This window comes from Actinomadura sp. B10D3, from assembly GCF_039871695.1.
GTDB classification, from domain to species: Bacteria; Actinomycetota; Actinomycetes; order Streptosporangiales; family Streptosporangiaceae; genus Spirillospora; species Spirillospora madurae.
This window is the reverse complement of record NZ_JBDPLY010000007.1, coordinates 1-17,779: the sequence shown is the minus strand read 5'-3', so window position 1 is coordinate 17,779 and position 17,779 is coordinate 1. Positions and strand designations below refer to the sequence as shown.

The 17,779-nt window shown below is 72.2% G+C and carries 11 protein-coding genes; 4 read left to right on the top strand and 7 right to left on the bottom strand.

From position 1 onward, the window contains the following. Positions 1-18 precede the first annotated feature (18 nt). The 5 genes from ABGB11_RS13580 to ABGB11_RS13560 form a co-directional block, all read right to left on the bottom strand. Positions 19-1,371 (bottom strand): cytochrome P450, encoded by a 1,353-nt coding sequence (locus tag ABGB11_RS13580; protein WP_347632464.1) that lies wholly within the window; start codon positions 1,369-1,371, stop codon positions 19-21. A 100-nt stretch (positions 1,372-1,471) separates the two neighbouring features. Further along, positions 1,472-4,429 carry an AMP-binding protein gene (locus tag ABGB11_RS13575; protein ID WP_347632463.1) on the bottom strand — a complete coding sequence of 986 codons (2,958 nt, stop codon included), beginning with the start codon at positions 4,427-4,429 and terminating at the stop codon, positions 1,472-1,474. Positions 4,430-4,502: 73 nt separating this feature from the next. Then, positions 4,503-6,152: an AMP-binding protein gene (locus tag ABGB11_RS13570; RefSeq protein ID WP_347632461.1), complete on the bottom strand. Its 1,650-nt coding sequence runs from the start codon at positions 6,150-6,152 to the stop codon at positions 4,503-4,505. Positions 6,153-6,258: 106 nt separating this feature from the next. Beyond that, entirely contained in the window at positions 6,259-6,624 is a 366-nt protein-coding gene (locus ABGB11_RS13565) for a DUF3054 domain-containing protein (protein ID WP_347632459.1), read from the bottom strand. Between the two features lie 45 nt (positions 6,625-6,669). Then, positions 6,670-8,403, bottom strand: coding sequence for an amidohydrolase (locus ABGB11_RS13560; protein ID WP_347632458.1), 1,734 nt, complete (start codon positions 8,401-8,403; stop codon positions 6,670-6,672). A 253-nt stretch (positions 8,404-8,656) separates the two neighbouring features. On the opposite strand from ABGB11_RS13560, the gene ABGB11_RS13555 reads away from it, so the two are divergent. The 4 genes from ABGB11_RS13555 (at position 8,657) to ABGB11_RS13540 (ending at position 14,092) form a co-directional block, all read left to right on the top strand. Continuing rightward, positions 8,657-9,289 carry a TetR/AcrR family transcriptional regulator gene (locus ABGB11_RS13555; protein WP_347632456.1) on the top strand — a complete coding sequence of 211 codons (633 nt, stop codon included), beginning with the start codon at positions 8,657-8,659 and terminating at the stop codon, positions 9,287-9,289. A 126-nt stretch (positions 9,290-9,415) separates the two neighbouring features. Further along, on the top strand, positions 9,416-10,765 hold the full coding sequence (locus tag ABGB11_RS13550; protein ID WP_347632454.1) for a flavin monoamine oxidase family protein: 1,350 nt from the start codon (positions 9,416-9,418) through the stop codon (positions 10,763-10,765). A gap of 69 nt (positions 10,766-10,834) precedes the next feature. Beyond that, positions 10,835-12,556 carry an aldehyde dehydrogenase family protein gene (locus ABGB11_RS13545; protein WP_347632452.1) on the top strand — a complete coding sequence of 574 codons (1,722 nt, stop codon included), beginning with the start codon at positions 10,835-10,837 and terminating at the stop codon, positions 12,554-12,556. Positions 12,557-12,589: 33 nt separating this feature from the next. Next, positions 12,590-14,092, top strand: coding sequence for a long-chain fatty acid--CoA ligase (locus ABGB11_RS13540; protein WP_347632450.1), 1,503 nt, complete (start codon positions 12,590-12,592; stop codon positions 14,090-14,092). A 133-nt stretch (positions 14,093-14,225) separates the two neighbouring features. Here the strand turns inward: ABGB11_RS13540 and ABGB11_RS13535 are convergent, their stop codons facing one another. After that, the gene (locus tag ABGB11_RS13535) at positions 14,226-15,545 is read right to left on the bottom strand and encodes an FAD-dependent monooxygenase (RefSeq protein ID WP_347632449.1); all 1,320 of its coding nucleotides are present in this window, start codon (positions 15,543-15,545) and stop codon (positions 14,226-14,228) included. Between the two features lie 51 nt (positions 15,546-15,596). Continuing rightward, positions 15,597-17,642 carry an AAA family ATPase gene (locus ABGB11_RS13530; RefSeq protein ID WP_347632447.1) on the bottom strand — a complete coding sequence of 682 codons (2,046 nt, stop codon included), beginning with the start codon at positions 17,640-17,642 and terminating at the stop codon, positions 15,597-15,599. Positions 17,643-17,779: the final 137 nt, after the last annotated feature.

Sequence of the window (17,779 nt, the reverse complement as noted above, 5' to 3'; positions counted from 1 at the left end):
ATCGGTACTCCAGGCTCATCAGGACTCCAGCCGGTCGAGTCGGACGGGCAGCCCGTCCTTGGGAGAGGGGAGGGACGTGGTGTCCAGCGGCCACTCGTAGCGGGCGGGGACGCTCCAGCGGTACCGCAGCAGCACCTGGTGCATGATCGTCTTCACCTGCATCCCGGCGAAGTACAGCCCGATGCACTTGTGCGCGCCGCCGCCGAACGGCGCCCACGCGTACTTGTGCGCCTTGTCCTCGCGGCGCTCCGGGGAGAACCGGCCGGGGTCGAACCGGTCGGGGTCCGGCCACCACTCGGCCATGTGGTGGTTGCTGAGCATCGGCACGACGACGGTCGTGCCGGCGGGGATGTGGAAGCCGAGGATGGAGGTGTCCTTGACGACCCTGCGCGGCAGCGCCGGGACGGGCGTGACCATCCGCAGCGACTCCTTCATCACCATGTCGATGCCGGTGAAGGCGTCCAGGTCGTCGTAGCCGGGCGGGGCCGCGCCGAGCCCCAGCGACTCCTCGCGCAGGCGCTCCTGCCATTCGGGGAACCTGGCCATGTAGTACGCCATCGTCGTCAGCGTGATGGTGGTGGTGTCGTGCGCGGCCATCAGCGCGAAGATCATGTGGTTGACGACGTCCTCGTCGGTGAACCGCTCGCCATCGTCGGTCTCGGCCTGGCAGAGCGCCGCGAACAGGTCGTCTCCCCCGTCGCGGCGCTTGGCGGGCAGGTGCCGGCGGAAGAAGTCCTCCAGCACCCGCCGGGCCCGCAGGCCGCGGTGCCAGCGCAGGCCGGGGACGGCGAACCGGACGTACGCGGTCCCGGCCCGGACGGCGTCGATGAACGCGCCGTTGACCCGCGCGCGTTCGGCGTCGTCCAGCTCGACGCCCATGAAGACGTCCGCGGCGAGGTCGAGGGTGAGCTTCTTGAAGTGGTCGTAGACCTTGAAGCCCTGGCCGGGCTCCCACGACTCCACGCCGGCGACGATGCCGGGGGCCATCGCGTCCATGTAGGCGCGCAGCCGGGGCCGGGTGAAGGCCTGCTGCATGATGCGCCGGTGGTGCAGGTGCTCCTCGAAGTCCAGCAGCATGATGCCGCGGTTGAAGAACGGGCCGATGAAGTAGCTCCACGCGGGCCCGTTGGCGAAGGCCTTGTCCCGGTTGACCAGGACGACCTCGGCGGCCTCGGGGCCGTGCACGGTGACCGTCCGCTGGCCGAGCAGCCATCCCCACGCGACGGGGCCGTACTCCTCGTACCGCTTCCTGGCGATGCCGATGGGGTCGCGCATGACCGCGAGCGTGCTGCCGATGTACGGGACGCCGGGCACGCCGGGGACCGGTTTCAGGCCGCTGCCCTGCGGCGGCGGTGCGAGGACGCTGGCCATGGATCCCTCCGAACGCGTGCAACAAAAACGCAAATTCTGTCGCTTTGTTCTAACGTAGCGGACGGTCGTAAGTCCAGGCTTACGGCACGTGATCCGGGCGTCAGCGGGCCTCCCGGGCGGGCGGCGCCTTGAGGAGCCGCCGCCGGGCCGCCTCGCTCAGCGGCCGGTACGCGCCCGCCCTGTCCCGGTAGTAGGCGCGCCCGTCGCCCGCGGGCGGGACGCCCTCGTCGCGCAGCGGCGCCGTCCGCAACCGCCGTCCCGCCGTGACCGGCACCTCGTCCACGACCCGGACGATCGCGGGTCGCAGCGCCGGCTCCACCCGCAGCAGCGCCTCGGACAGGTCGAGCGGCTTCAGCTCGGCCGGGTCCCGCAGGCTGACGGCCGCCGCGGCCAGCTCCGTGTCCCCGACCGGGATGCCGTAGACCGCGACGGTGCCGATGCAGGGGATGTCGCCGAGCGCGTCCCGGATCGGGCCGGGCGGGACGATCCCGTCGGCGGTGCGGATCAGCTCCGTCTCCCGGCCGACCAGCCAGTAGTCGCCGTCGGCGTCCCGGCGGAACAGGTCCCCGGTGATCGTCCAGGCGTCCTCGGGCCGGAAGACGCCCCGCACGGGCCGCGCCGCCGAGCCGATGGCGGCGAGCCGGACGCGGGCGAGCAGCATGCCGATCTCGCCGGGCTCGCACTCGACCGCGAACCCGTCCGGCCCCTCGGCGAGTCGGCCGCTCTCCAGGTCGTAGCGGGCCGGCCGCACCTCGGCGCTGCCCGGCAGCGGGCGCCCCAGCGAGCCGGGCTTCTTGCCGCTCAGGTTGACCAGGACGGACTCGCCCTCGGTCGAGGCGTAGAACTCCAGCACGCGCGCCGGGGCGAACCGCTCCTCCACGCGCCGCCAGAGATTGCGCGGCATGCCGGAGCCGATGAACAGCCGGACGGCGTGGTGCCGCTCCGCCGGGTTCGGCGGCGCGTTCACGAGGTCGCCGAGCGAGGTCCAGGTGTAGGACGCGACGGTCACGCCGTAGCGGCGCGCCTCGTCCCAGAACGTCTCCGGATCGTAGGAGCTGGCGAGCGCGAGCCGGGCGCCGCCCGCGACGGCGCCGCCGAGGCTCATCAGCAGCGCGGACGGGTGCTGGAGCGGCGTGATGCTGTAGACGGTGTCGGACGGCGACAGCGCCGCCGACGACGCGGTCCCGAACGCCGACAGCGCCCACCGCCGGTTGGTGATCCGGTTGGCCCGCAGCTGCTCGCCGTCGCCCCGGAACACCACGAACGCCAGGTCGCCGGCCCGTCCGGGGTTCGGCCGGTACCAGCCGGGCAGCGCGACCTGCCCCGGGTCGATGACCTCCATGTCCGTCAGCGGGCCGCGGTCGCCGCGCCCGGCGCCACCGAGCAGGTACGCCTGGACGCCGTCCAGGGCGGCGGCCCGCGCGGCGTGCTCGGGGTCGGCGATCACCCGGGTGACGCGGCCGAGGCGCGCCTCGGCCGCCGGGTCGCCGTCGGGGCGCAGCAGCACCGCGACCGCGCCGAGCCGGCTGAGCGCGGCGACCAGCGCGAGCGCGGTGGGCCGGGTGCCCATCAGCACGCCGACCTGGTCGCCGCGCCGCACCCCGATGTGGATCAGCCCGCGGACGACGGCGTCGATGCGGCGCTTGGCGGCCTCGTGCGTGTACGGCCGCCCCCGGTAGAGGAAGAACACCTCGCCCGGCCTGCGGGCGGCCTGCTCGTCCAGCAGCAGTCCCATGGACATGCGGGTGTCGGACTGGATGCGTTCGAGCCGGGCGAGCCGCGGCAGGTTCTGCGCGGCCTCCCCCGAGAGCTGCCGCGTCCCGTGCACCGCCCGGGACGCGGTCCGGTAGGCCGACCGGGCGGCGCTCGTCCCGACGCCGGTCGCGAGCTGGAGCGCGTACCCGGCAGGCCCGCCGGGCAGGCCGGCCGGTTCGGCCTCCTCGTCCCCGGTGACGGGCGCGACGATCTCCGGCAGGTCGTCCCCGCCCTCGCGCCAGCGCGCCCACCCGGCGACGGCGGGCCAGGTCCGCGCGATCGCGAGGCCGCCGACGACGAGCCCGAAGTGCCCGGCGCGCAGGGACGCCTCGTACACCTGGGCGCGCGGCGCGGCCCGCCGGATGCCGCGCACCATCGGCGGCGGCGCGATCTCGTCGACCTCGCCGACGAACGTCAGGACGGGGCAGGTGATGTCGGCGAGCGTGACGAGCCGGTCGCCGATGACGAAGCCGCCGGTCAGCATCCGGTTGTGCTGGACGAACTGGCGGATGAACTCGGCGAGCGCGGGGCCGGGCCACGACACCCAGCCCTCCCGCTCCAGGAACCGCCGCTGCCGCTCGCGCTGCGCGAGCCGCTCCCGGTCGTGCAGCTGGAGGATGAAGTCGACCCGGGAGCGGACCGACTTGACCGGGCTGAGCAGCTGGAACCCGAGCCGCGTCACCCAGCCCGGCACGGCGAACCCGCCGAGCAGCCAGTCGGGGACGCGCTCGACGCCCTCGGACGCGAGCCAGCCGGGCAGCCCGAACGGCAGGCCGACGCTCGTGTCGGCCGGGCTGCCGAACGTCACCACCGACGCGACGCCCTCGCTGCGCCGGTACGCGGCGGCCTGGTAGACGAACATGCCGCCCTGGGAGTATCCGGCGAGGTGGACGTCCTTGCCGGTGGCCTTGCGGATCCGGTCGACCGCGTCGCCGACGGCGAGGACGTGGTCGGTGACGGTGCGCTCCAGCCCGCCGGGCTCGCGCTCGGGCGCGCCGAAGTCCACCACCCACGGGTCGACGCCGCGGTCGCGCAACACCTTCACCGCGCTGACCCTCGAGGAGATGTCGTACACCTCCGCGGTGATCATCAGCGGCGGGACGAGCAGCATCACGGGCTCGTCGCCGGACGGCGCGTCCGGGAAGTAGTGCCGCAGCCGGTACACCCGCTGCTCGGTCACCACCTCGCACGGGGAGGCGTCCTCCTCGGTGTCGAAGCCCCCGAACCGGGCGACCTCCAAGGCGTTCTGGGCTGTGGAGCCCAGGCGGGCGCCCAGGCGAAGGAGCGTATTGGCAACAGGCATCGTCGACCTCTCGCAGCGTCAACGCCATGTTGTCCTGTTATCACTGGCTTTAGCAATCAAGCCGGTGCGATGCTCAGCCGACGACGCGTGCGCCGTCCATGTGGCCCGCCTGGAGGCGCTCCCACATGTAGCGGCGGCGGGGCTTGCCGCTGGACGTCCGCTGGATCAGGCCCGTGCCGACGACGATCGTCAGCTCGACGTCGTCGCCGACGCGGCGGCGCAGGGTCTCGCGGACGGCGGGGACCCACGACTCGTCCTGCGTCTCGGCGAACAGGGCGAGGCCCTTCTGCCCGGCGCCGGGGACGCCGACGACGACGATCCGGCCCTTCCCCAGCCCGCTCACCTCGGCGATCTTGGATTCGAGGTCCTCGACGTACACCGAGCGGCCGCGCACCTTGATGCTGTCGCCCATCCGGCCGAGGACGAACAGCTGGCCCTCGTGGAAGAAGCCGGCGTCGCCGGTGTAGACCTTCCCGTCCATGAACCGCGTCGACTTGGCCTCGGCGCCCGCGAAGTAGCCGGGGCAGGCGGAGGGGCCGCCCACCACGATCTCGCCGAGCAGCCCGTCGGCGAGCTCGTCGCCGTCGTCGTCCACGATCGTCACGGGCACGTCGTCCTCGGGCGTCCCGCATCCGACGATCCAGCCGGCCTTGGCGCCGAGCAACCGGGGCCCGAGCGGGTGCTCTTCCAGGATCCGGACCGGCTCCCCGAACGACAGCGTCTCCGGGTCGGGGCGGACGGCCAGCGGCTCGCGCTGCGCGCTGTCCATGGTGACGAGCAGCGTGGTCTCCGCCATGCCGTAGGCGGGCTTGAACATCGTCCGGGAGAACCCGAACGGCTCGGTGAGCTGCGCGAACACCTCCAGGGCGTGCGGGTCGATGGGCTCGGCGCCGATCAGCGCCATCTTCCAGCCGGACAGGTCGAGGCCCTGCAGCTGCTCCGGCTTGACCCGCCGCGCGCAGTACGCGTAGGCGAACGGCGGCGCGGCCGTGTGCGCGGCCTCCGCGAAGCAGCGGATCCACCGTGCGGGATCGCGGATGAAGTGGTCGGGCCGCATCAGCTTGAGCGTGCCCTGCCGGGTGATCGGGGTGAGGAAGCAGCCGATCAGCCCCATGTCGTGGTAGAGCGGCAGCCAGGACGCCACGACGTCGCCGTCCTCGTACCCGGCCATCCGCCCGATCAGGTCGCTGTTGGCCTCCAGGTTCGCCCAGGTGACCATGACGCCGCGCGGCGCGCCGCTGGACCCGGACGTGAACTGGAGCAGCGCCAGCTCGCCGGCGGGCTGCACCTCGGCCTCCTCGGCCGCCTGGCGGGGCCGCCACGGCTCGCCGTCCAGCCCCGCCTGGGCCATGGCCCGGCCCGCGTACTCGGCCAGGCCCTCGGACGCCACGACCAGCGCCGGGGACGCCTGCCGCAGGATCGCCGCGACGTGCGCGACGTAGTCGTCCCCGTCCTGGAACAGCGGCGGTGTGATCAAGCACACGGTCGCGCCCGCGGCCCAGACGGCGAAGTAGGTCTCGATGCAGGTGAAGTCCGTGGGCAGCACCAGGCACACCACGTCGCCCGGCCGGACGCCCTCCTCGATCAGCGCCCCGGCGGTGCGTCGCGCGGCGGAGGCCAGCTCGCCGTAGTCGCGGTAGTCCCAGCCGCCGTCGTCGGCCGCCAGGTGGACGCCGCGTGCCGTGTTCGGCTTGTCCAGCCATCCGCGCAGCGCAGATGCCATCGTCTCCCCTTCGGCGTTGGTCCCGGTCACCCACGTGACTCGCGGGTAACTTCACCAGTGCGGCGCGTTTCCGTCAACCGTTTCGATCATCGAACGGACCGGGCGGTCATTCGGCGGGCGCGCCGCCCCGTACCGCGACCGTCCGGAGGAGCCGCCACCCGACCAGCGCCAGCCCCAGGAACACCGAGGCCACGATTACGAACGCGGTGGCGGTCCCCTGCCCGGAGAGGACGCGCAGCACCATCCCCACGGCCACGGTCGTCACCCAGACACCGACCCCGGTGGGCACGAGCGCCTCCGGGCGCCGCCAGACCCGCCAGGCGCCCCATCCGGCGGCGAGGCCGCAGAGGAACGGCCAGGCGGTACCGGCGAACCCGGCCAGGCCGGCGGCCTCGCCATGCGACGCCCGCCCGATCGCCACGAAGACGAGCACGCAACAGACGTCGACCAGCCCGGCCAGGGAACTCCGCATGCCCACCAGGCTACGACCAGTGGGCGACGGCCTCGCACCCAGTGGTCACTCCCGGGCGAAGACCGTCTTACCTCGCAGGATCGTCCTCAGCACCTTGGTCTTGTGAATGTCGTTCACGGGCGTCTTCGTCAGATCCCGGTCGAGGGCGATGAGATCGGCGTCCTTGCCGACCGCGATGGATCCGGTGCTCTTCTCCAGACCGAGGCCGTGGGCCCCGTTGTAGGTCAGGATCTCCAGACCGGTGATCAGGTCGACGGCTTCGGAGCGCGCGAGGACACCGCTCTGCGGGCTCGCCGGGTTCCGCCGAGTGATCATGGCCTGCAGCGCGAGCCAGGGATCGGGTTCGGGGATGTTGTCCCAGTCGCTGCCGTAGCCGACGCTCTCGCCCGCGTCCAGGAGCGAGCGGATCGGCGCGATCTCCCTCGTCCTCTTGCGGCCGAGCTGGTCCGCGACGACCACCGTGAGGTCATTGGGGAACATGACGATCGGCGGAGAGTTCTCGAAGGCGACGTTCAGCTTGTGCGCGCGCCCTCTGTCCGCCGGGTCGACGCTGAAGGTGTGCGCGATGACATGCCGCTTCCCGCCGTCGCCGTTGGCCCGCCTGGCGGCCTCGAAGGCGTCGAGTGACATGCGCACCGCGGCGTCGCCCATGGCATGGATCATGACGGACAGGCCGAGCTCGTCCATCTTCTTCACGGCGGCGTTGAGGCTGGTCTTGTCGATCGCGGCATGCCCGTGCGTCGGCTCGTGGACGTACGGCTCCAGGTAAGGCGACTGGGCTCCGATGGGGATGCCGTCGGCGTAGATCTTCCCGCCGTCGGGGTTGATCAGGGCGCTGACCGGGCCGCGCTCGTCGCGGGTGTCGAAGCGCTCGAGCATCTTCTCCGGCTCGACCGGGGCCAGCGGCGTGTTGAAATCCCAGTTCGCCTTCACGCGCACCGACAGGTCGCCCTTGCCTTCGAGCTTGCGAAGAGCCGCCAGGTGCGTGGCCTCGGCGTTACCGGTCTGGATGCTGGTGACCCCGTAGGCGTTCAGCTTCTGGAAGATCCACTTGGCCGCGTGCTCGATGTCGCCGCTTTCCGGTTTCGGTTTGACCTTGTGAACCATGGCTATGGCCGATTCCAGCAGGACGCCCGTCGGCTCACCGGTCTTCCGATCGCGAAGGATCTTGCCGTTCGGGGGATCGGGCGTGGACTTGTCGATCCCGGCAGCGGCCAGGGCGGCCGAGTTCACCCAGATGACGTGGTTGGTGTTGTCATGCAGGTACACGGGATTCTTGGGCGCGATCTCGTCGAGCGCCGCCTTGTCGAGTGACGACGCGAGGCTCGTGTCCCACTGGGCGCCCTCGATCCATTCACCCGGCTTCTTGCCCGCCACGCACGTACGGACGGCGTCGAGCGCGCGGGGGAGCTCGAGCTGGTCCGAGAACTTGCAGTAGGTCAGCTCCGCGAGCCCGCCCCTGATCGGATGGACGTGCATGTCGGTGATGCCGGGCATCGCCATGCGGCCCTCGAGATCGTGGACGGTCGTCTTGGAACCGATCTTCCGGCGCACCTCCTCGTTCGATCCGACGGCGACGAACTTCCCGTCGTCTATGGCCACGGCCTCGACGGTGCGAGAGAAGGTGTCCGCGGTGAAGATCCGGCCGTTCACGAAGACCGTGTCAGCATTCCCGGTCCCCCCGGGGCGGCGGGGCTGCTCCACGATCGAGAAGCCCACACCGACGGCGACCCCCAAGGCGAGGAGGAGCGCCAGAACCGGCACCAGCCTTTTTCTCATCAACATCTTCTTCACGGATGGATGCACTTGTTCGCCCATCTTTCGCAGAGCTGGGGGTCGCGTTCGTTCGCGGGTGGGGGTCGGCGTCCGGCGAGCCGCGGGCGCTCGTCGTCGCCGCAGGATGCGGCGCCGGGGAGAGGAGGTGCCCTTGTTTCAAGTCAGTCAACTGACATAGACGGACCCTAAGCAGACGGACGGCCCGTTGACAAGACGGTGTGAGATAATTTCGGTCATCCGACCGAACTGGAGAGCAATGCCGTACATCGAATCCTCGGTTCGCCGCAAGCAGCTCGTGGCGGCGGCTCGGAGCGTGCTGTCCCGGGAGGGCGTGGCCCGCACCTCCCTGCGGGCGGTCGCGGCGGAGGGAGGGGTCTCGCTCGGGACGCTGCAGTACGTCTTCCCCTCCAAGGAGCTCCTGCTGCGGGCCGTCATCGAGGACGTGGTCGACGAGATCGCGGGGGTGCTCCAGGACTCGGTTCAGGTCGAGGACGGCCTGGAGCACGCGATCCGCCAGGGACTCACCGGCTTCTGGTCCCGGCTCGTGGCCGAGCAGACCGATCTGCAGCTCATGCAGTACGAGCTGACCACCTATGCCCGGCGCACCCCGCGCCAGGAATACCTGGCGCGCTGGCAGTACGAACGCTATGCGGGCATCGTGGCCCAGTGGTGCCAGGAGGCCGCCAGCAATGCCGGCGAGGTCTGCGCGGTTCCCTTCGCCCGGCTGGCGAGGGTGCTGGTCGCCAGTGTCGACGGGCTCATCCTCCAGCACGTCTGCGACCCCAACCCGGCCCGGTCGCGCGAGGACCTGGACACCGTCATCGACATGCTCATCGCCCTCGCCCGGGTTCGACCGGCCATCCGGGCACGCGCCGCCGACGACGCCTGAGGGCCGTTCGCAGCCGGAGACGATCCGGTCACCTGCACAACTTCATCCCCCAGACCCTTGCCACCGCGAACCCTGGACGCCTAACCTCCCACCAAGTCATACGACTGTATTACTTGGGAGGACGGGATGCATGACGTCGATGCAGTGGTGGTAGGGGCCGGCCTCGCCGGCCTCAGCGCGGCCCGCGCGCTGGTGGCCGCCGGCCGGACCGTGACCGTCCTGGAGGCCCGCGACCGGGCCGCGGGCCGCACCCTCGGCGGCTTCCTGAGCAACGGTGTGCCGGTGGAGATGGGCGGCCAGTGGGTCGGCCCGACCCAGGAGGCGGTCCTCGGACTCATCGAAGAGCTCGGCCTGGAGACCTTCCCGAGCTACGACGAGGGCGACGCCCTCACCGTCTACGACGGAAAGACGGCGCGGTATTCCGACGAGACCTTCGGTCTCCCCCTGGACTCCGCGCTGGAGGTCGGCCGGCTCTGGGAGCTGGTCGAGGGCCTCGCTTCCACGGTCACCACCGGCGCGCCGTGGGAGACCGAGGGCGCCGAGGACCTCGATCGCCACACCCTCGACCAGTGGCTGGTCGCCAACACCGATGACACGGTGGCCCTGCGCTTCTTCCGCTTGCTGGTGCCCGCGCTCTTCTCCGCGGAGTCCCCGGAGCTCTCACTTCTGCACTTCCTCTTCTACGTCAAGTCGGGCACCAGCCTGGAGACCCTGGTCGCCACCACGGGCGGCGCCCAGGAGACCCGGGTGGTCGGCGGAACCCACCTGATCTCGGAGCGGATGGCCGAGGAACTCGGTGACCGGGTCAGGCTCGGCGCGGTGGTCCGGTCCATCTCCCAGGACGAGGCGGGAGCGGTCGTCGCCTACGAGGGCGGCGAGGTCACCGCGCAACGCGTGATCGTCGCGGTTCCGCAGACGCTCGCGGGCCGGATCCGCTACACCCCGGCGATGCCGGCGCTGCGCGACGGCCTGACCCAGCAGATGCCGGCCGGTTCGGTGATCAAGTTCCAGGTCGGCTACGACACGCCGTTCTGGCGTGAGGAGGGCCTCAACGGCTTCGTGCTCAGCCTCGACGACCGCCTCAACGTCGTCCTGGACAACTCCCCGCCCGACGCGTCCTGCGGCGTCCTGGTCGGCTTCCTCGAGGGCGCCCACGCCCGCGCGGCCCACCGGCTGACCGCGGAGGAGCGGCGCGAGCTGGTCGTCGCCGACCTGGTGAAGTACTTCGGCGACAGGGCCGCCCGCCCGTTCGACATCGTGGAGCAGGACTGGAGCGCTGAGGAGTTCACCCGCGGCTGCTACGGCGGACACCTCGGCGCCGGCGCCTGGACCCAGTACGGCAGGGCCCTCGCCCCACCGGTCGGCCGCATCCACTGGGCGGGCGCGGAGACGTCCGACATCTGGAACGGCTACATGGACGGCGCGGTCCGCTCGGGCCGCCGCGCCGCCGCCGAGGTTCTGACCGGGCTCTCCTGAACCCGGAGGGCCGGCGATCCGCCGCCGCCCGTCCATGTCCGACCGCCGTGCGACCCCGAGGATCTGATCATGAGGCTGACCGAACCGGCCGACGCCCACCTCGATCTCGACGCGCTCGTCGAGCGCCTCGTCGCGGGCGAGGAGGCCTGGGCCGCCTTGCCCGTCTCCGGGCGCCGCGACCTCCTCCTCCAGGTGATCGAGGCCGTCGACGCGCACGCGGCGGAATGGGTCCGCGTCGCGGCGCGTATCAAGCAGCTGGATCCGGCGTCTCCGCTGGTGGGCGAAGAGTGGATCAGTGGCCCCTACGCCGTGATCGGCTACGCCCGGGCACTGCGGGACACCCTCGGACGCCTGGTCGAGGGCGCGCCGGTCCTCACCGGCCACGACGTCAGGCAGGTCCCCGGCGACCGGCTCGCCGTCCGGGTTCTGCCCCACAACACCTTCGACAGGCTGCTGCTGAACGGCTTCCGCGCCGAGGTCTGGACGACGCCGGGCACCACCGAGGAGCAACTCCACGACGGCGCGGGACTCGGGCAGCGAACGCCGCACGAGACCAACGGGGTGGCGCTGGTCCTGGGCGCGGGCAACATCTTCTCCATCGCCCCGCTCGACGTGCTCCACCAGCTGTACGCCGGGAACCGCACCGTCGCGCTCAAGCTGAACCCCATCACCGATCCGCTCCTCGACGTCTTCCGCGCCGCCTTCAAGCCGCTGATCGACCGCGGTCTCGTCGAGATCGTCAGCGGGGGCGCCGAGGTCGGTTCGGCGCTGGCGAACCATCCGGGCATCACGGCGGTGCACATGACCGGCAGCGAGGCGACCCATGACGCCATCGTCTGGGGCGTCGGAGAGGAGGCGGCGGGCGCGAAGGCCGCCGGCACCCCGAAGCTGGACAAGCCGATGACCAGCGAACTCGGCGGGGTCTGCCCGGTCATCGTCGTGCCGGGGGACTGGTCCGCCGCGGACCTGCGCTACCAGGCCGAGCACGTGGCCACCCAGCGCCTCCACAACAGCGGCTTCAACTGCGTCGCCGGGCAGATCGTGATCCTCAGCGCCGACTGGACGCAGAAGGACGCCTTCCTCGCCGCGCTCCGGCGGGCGTTGAAGGAGGCACCCGCCCGCCCGGCGTGGTATCCCGGGTGCGGCGCACGCGTCCGCTCCGCCCGCGACCTGCACCCGGCGGCCGACGCCGTCGGCGGGACGCCCGAACGCACCCTGCTCACCGGGCTGGACCTCGCGGACCCGGGAGAATCGGCGTTCTCCACCGAGTACTTCGGTCCCGTCCTCGGAGTCGCCGAGCTGCCCGGCACCGGCGCGCGGTTCCTCGACGCCGCGGTGGCGGCCGCCAACGACCGGCTGCGCGGCACCCTGGGCGCCAACGTCATCGTGCATCCCCGGACCATCAGGGCGCTCGGGGACCGTCTCGGCGCGGCCATCGCCGACCTCCGGTACGGGACGATCGGGGTGAACGCCTGGACCGGTGTCGGCTTCCTCACCCCGCGCGCGACCTGGGGCGCCTACCCGGGGCACACCGTGGACGACGTGCAGAGCGGCGTCGGCGTCGTCCACAATGCCCTGCTTCTCGACCACACCGAGCGCACCGTCGTGACCGGGCCGTTCCGTCCCTCGCCACGATCAGTCCTGCACGGCGAGAGGTCCATCTCCCCCAAGCCCCCGTGGTTCGTCACCAACCGCACCGCCGCGACCACCGGAAGGCTGCTGACCGGTTTCACGGCGCGGCCGCGCTGGCGGGCGCTGCCGGCGCTCTTCGCCTCCGCCCTGCGCGGCTGAGACCTGGCCCACGATCCGAACCTGGAGAGAACCGTGAACCACAACCTGTTCGGGCTTTTCGCCGGCAGTGCGGCCGCCCGTCCCGACCGCGCCGCGTTCCGCTTCGGCGATGAGGAGGTCACCTATGGGGAGCTCGACGCCCTGACCGCGCATGCGGCCGGGATGCTGCGCGCCGCCGGCATCGGGGCCGGGGACAGGGTCGCGGTCATGGTGCCCAACCATCCCGCCTTCGCGGTGGCCTACTACGGTGCCCTCCGCGCCGGCGCGATCGTGGTGCCCATGAATCCGCTTCTCAAGGGCCGTGAGATCCGCTACCACCTGTCCGATCCCGGCGTGAAGGTGATCTTCGCCTGGCACACCTGCCGCGAGGAGGTCACGGCGGGCACCGACGGTCTGGACGTCACGACCGTCTTCGTGGCTCCGGGATTCTTCGAAGCGCTGACGGCCCAGCAGACGCCGTACCTTGGCGTGGCCGACCGAGAGCCGCGGGACACCGCGGTCATCCTCTACACCTCCGGCACCACCGGCCGGCCCAAGGGCGCCGAGCTCACCCACGCCAATCTAACCCGCAACGCCGAGTCCGGCGCCCGCCTGTTCGGTCTGACCGGCGAGGACGTGGTGCTCGGCGCCCTCCCGCTGTTCCATTCCTTCGGCCAGACCTGCGGCCTCAACGCGCTCCTGGCCTCCGGCGGCCTGCTGTCCCTGGTCTCCCGTTTCGAGCCGGGCCTGGTGCTCAAGACCATCGACGAGCACCGCGCGACGGTGTTCATGGGTGTTCCGACCATGTACAACGCGCTGCTCCACCATCCCGAGCGCGACCGCTTCGACGTCTCTCGCCTGCGGTTGTGCGTCTCCGGCGGAGCCGCACTGCCGGCCGAGATCCTCCGCGGCTTCGAAAGCGGCTTCGGCTGCGCGCTCCTGGAGGGCTACGGCCTGTCCGAGACCTCGCCCATCGCCTCGTTCAACCTTCCCGAGGCGAAACGACCCGGCAGTATCGGCCTCCCCATCGCGGGCACCGAGATGCGCGTCGTCGATGAGAAGGGCACCGAGGTCCCGGCCGGGACCGTCGGCGAGCTCGCCGTCCGCGGCCACAACGTGATGAAGGGCTACTGGCGCCGTCCCGAGGCCACCGCCGAGGTGCTCGACACCGACGGCTGGTTCCGCACGGGCGACTTGGGCCGCGTCGACGAGGACGGGTTCTTCTACATCGTCGACCGCAAGAAGGAACTCATCATCCGCGGCGGCTACAACGTCTACCCGCGGGAGATCGAGGAAGTGCTCTACGAACATCCCGCCGTGGGCGAGTGCGCGGTCATCGGCGTGCCCCACGCCGAGCTCGGCGAAGAGATCGGGGCCGCCGTGGTCCTCACCCGGCCCGGAGCGGTCGGCGCCGGCGAGCTTCGGGCCTATGTGCGCGAGCGTGTCGCGGCGTACAAGTACCCCCGCCACATCTGGTTCCTCGACGAGCTCCCCAAGGGCCCCACCAACAAGATCCTCAAACGCGAGATCGTCGCCCCGCCGACGACCGCAAGCTGACCAAGCCCCACCCCGCAACGAAGGGTCCCCTCGGGGAAGCCGCAAAGCGGCGGCCAAGGAGACCCAGGACCAGTAGCGGGGCAGGAATCGATCCTGCGACCTCTGGGTTGAGGGAACTCCGCATGCCTCCAGGCTAGGCGGCCGGGCGCAGCGCCCGAGCCATGACGGACGGGCGCATCAGCGCCGGGGGCGGGTCGAGCAGGCCGATGACGCGGAAGAACCGCTCGGCGATGTCGGCGTCACGGGCGGCCGCCGCCTGGACGCGGTCGACGTAGGCGTTCATGACGCGGATCGCGGGGGTGCGCCGCCCCTCGACCTCCGGCATGGACAGGTCGGCGGCGACGGCCATGCGCCACGGGTCGTTCAGGGCCTTGGCGACGGCCCGGAAGTACCGCCTGGTCAGACCGCGCGGCCCGTCCTCCAGGCAGCTGCGCAGCACCAGCGCCTCCAGGCAGGCCACGGTCATGCCCTGCGCATAGATGGGGTTGAAGCTGCACAGGGCGTCCCCGATGACGAGCAGGCCGGCGGGCAGTCCCCGCACGCGTTCGTAGCGGTTGCGCAGGTCGGACGGGTACCGGTGCGCGGCGATCCCGCCGAGCGGTTCCGCGGCGCGGATCGCCTCGAACACCTCCGGCGGCGCGAGGGTCCGCACGAAGTCCAGGAAGCCCTCCTCGTCGGTGGGCGGCCGGTTCGGGCCGTCCAGCCCGGCGACGGTGAGCAGGTGCCGGTCGCCTTCGACGGCGACCATCGCCATGCCGCGCGGCCGGCCGGGCCGCGGGCCGACGACGACGGCCTTGCCCTGAGCGACGGTGTCCAGCGGGAGCCGGACGGGCCGGGTGGCGTAGGCGACCCCGACCTTGATCTCGTCCCGCGGGACGGGCCCGTGGCCGAGCCGCTCCAGCCACCGCCGGGCGCGTCCGGCGCGTCCCATCGCGTCGACGACCAGGTCGGCGCGGATCTCCTCGGCGGCGGCGCCGGGCGTCCGCGGCATCACCTGGACTCCGGTGACGCGGCCGGGCGCCGCGGTGAGCAGCCCGACGACATCGCGCCCTCCGGCGACCCGGACGCCGGGCAGCGCCTCGACCCGCTCGCGGACGACGCCCTCCAGCAGCGGCCGGCTCGCCTGGACCGCCCGCTCCACGCCGGGACGCCTGGACAGGGTGTGCCCGCCGAGGGTGAAGCGGTGGTCGAGGCCGGGGTCGGCGACGACGGCGCCGCGGCCGATGAGCTCCGCCTCGACCCCGGGCAGGAGGTCCTCCAGGACCTGCTGCCCGCGCGGCAGCAGGATGTGGGCGTGCCGGCCCTGCGGTACTCCCCTGCGGCAGGCTCCGGCCGCGCCCTGGTCGCGTTCCACCAGGGTGACCCGTTCGTAGGCCCCGGTCAGGACGCGGGCCGCGAGCAGCCCCGCCATTCCGGCGCCGAGCACCACCGCGTGTTCTCCGATGCTCCGCATCTCGTGCCTCCCGTTGTCGGTCGATGAGGCGACGATGCGGCGGCGCGCTGTTCACCCACCAGGCCGGTCGCTGTCCACCTGGTGGCCGGTTCCGTAGACCTCCCGGTCCCACAGGACCGCGACGATCCGCTCGACGGCCCGGTTGCGGTGCCTCCGGTAGGTGCTGAACGGCAGCCCGAGCATCTCGGCGGCCCGTTCCTGGGTGGCGGCCGGGCGCAGGAACGTGCGGTCGACGACCCGGTACAGCGACTCCTCGCGCGGGTCCTCGCGCAGCACCCCGGCGGCCTCTTCGATCAGCCTCCGCAGCGACGCGGCGGGGTCGTCGTCCGACCGCACGAGCCTGGACCGGGCCAGCGGGTTGCCGAGGAGCCGGTCGGGGCGGTGCAGGTCGCGGAGCGCGCCGCGGACGGCGCCGGCGAACTCCTGCTGCGACAGCACGAGCTCGGGCGCGGCGACCGTGGCGGCGGTGACGGGCGCGCCGAGCTCCCGTTCGGCGGTGAGCGCGAGCCAGTCGTCGACGCCGAGCACACGCCAGTCGTGCGCGTACACGTCGTAGAGCCGCCCGCCCACCCGGTAGGACGCCTCGGGCGCGTGGTGGAAGTCGAAGAAGGACAGCAGCGGGTCCCAGTAGTCCCGTTCGGACAGGACGGTGACGAGGTCCCAGGCCTGGCCGGAGCGGGTGATGATCTCCTGCCCGTGCCAGAGCCTGATCATGGTCTCCGACCGGGAGGGCCGCTGCTCCGGCTCGGCGTCCACGAAGAACCGCCAGGCCAGCACGCCCTCTCCGGGCCGGGGCGGCGCGTGCCGGTGGACGTGGCCCCACATCGCCGCGGTCCCCGGGTCGGCCTGGAGGTCCTCCTCGGCGGCCTCGTGCAGGGCCAGGTAGGCGGCATACCCGAAGGCTTCGCCCGCCTCGTCCCGGAACACCCCGAACGCCCCTGGCTGCCGCTCGGCCCACCGCGCCGCGTACGCGGCCTGCTCCTCGCCCTGGTGCTCCCGGGTCATGGCGACGACGGTTCCGACGTCCCCTTGCCGGAGCCTGGAGACGGACACGTGCCCGAGCCCGGCCAGCCGCCAGTAGCCCAGGACGACCGGATGGTGGCGGCTGAGGAACATGATGTCGGCGACGGCCTGGTGCCGGACCCGCTCGTCCTCCCGGACCGTCCGCGCACGCTCGACGAAACGGGCCCGCAGCTCCCGATGCAGCTTCGCGTACCTTTCGGGATCGCGCCAGCGGAGGTCGGCGTCGAGGATGTCGCGGACGACGTCGTGGGGGAAGGCCCCGAACTCGCGCTCCTCGACGAACGACAGCGTCCGCAGCCATCGAAACAGCGGCCCGGCGTCCTCACCCAGCATTTCCCGCAGCAGATCCTCGGTGGTGAACCGGGCGTGCGCGCAGATCTGCAGCGCCTCCCGGTGCCGCGCTCCCGGCACGTCCTCGACGAGCCGCCCGAGCAGCGCCCGCACGACGTCCGGCACGCCGCTCAGCGCGCCCGGCACGTCCTGCCCCCGCCGGATGAGGTCGACGAGCAGGGAGAGCGTGAGCGGATGCCCGTGCGCCAGCCGCAGGACGCGCTCGTGCAGTTCGGCGGGGACGCCCTCAACCCGCAGGTAGGAGCGGGTGTCGTCGGGGCTGAGGTTGCGCAGCGACACGACCCGGAGCAGCTCGTGCCATCCCGCGTCGGCGACCCACCGGGCGGGCGGCGCGTCACGCCCGGCGATGACGACGACGGTGTCGGCGGGCAGTCCCGGGATGAACCGCTCCCGCACCCAGTCGTCCAGCGGAGCGAGCAGCTCGTAGGTGTCGATGAGGACCGCGTGCCGTTCCCGGGGCGTCTCGACGGCCCGCAGGAACGCCGCGGGCTCGGGTGTCAGTGTCCGCGCGTCCACCGTCACGGGCACGACGCCGGCCTCCCGCGCGGCCTCCGCCATCTCCCCGAGCAGCGCGCTCTTGCCGACCCCGCCGGGCCCGTGCAGGAACAGGACGGAGAAGTCCCCGTCGGCGAGCGCCGTCCGGAACAGCTCGATCTCCCCGCCCCGCCCGACGAACCGCCGCCGCCGAGCCCGCCGAAGCCGATCCCCGACCGTCCGCTCCACTGGAAACTCCCAAGAGAGAACCCGATGGCCCAACGTAACCGGAGACAGAAACCCCCGACCACCCGGGGGACAGGGGCAGAGGCCCGGGGGCGGGCGGGTGGGGGATGGCGGAGGCACAGGGGGCTCCGGGGGATCGT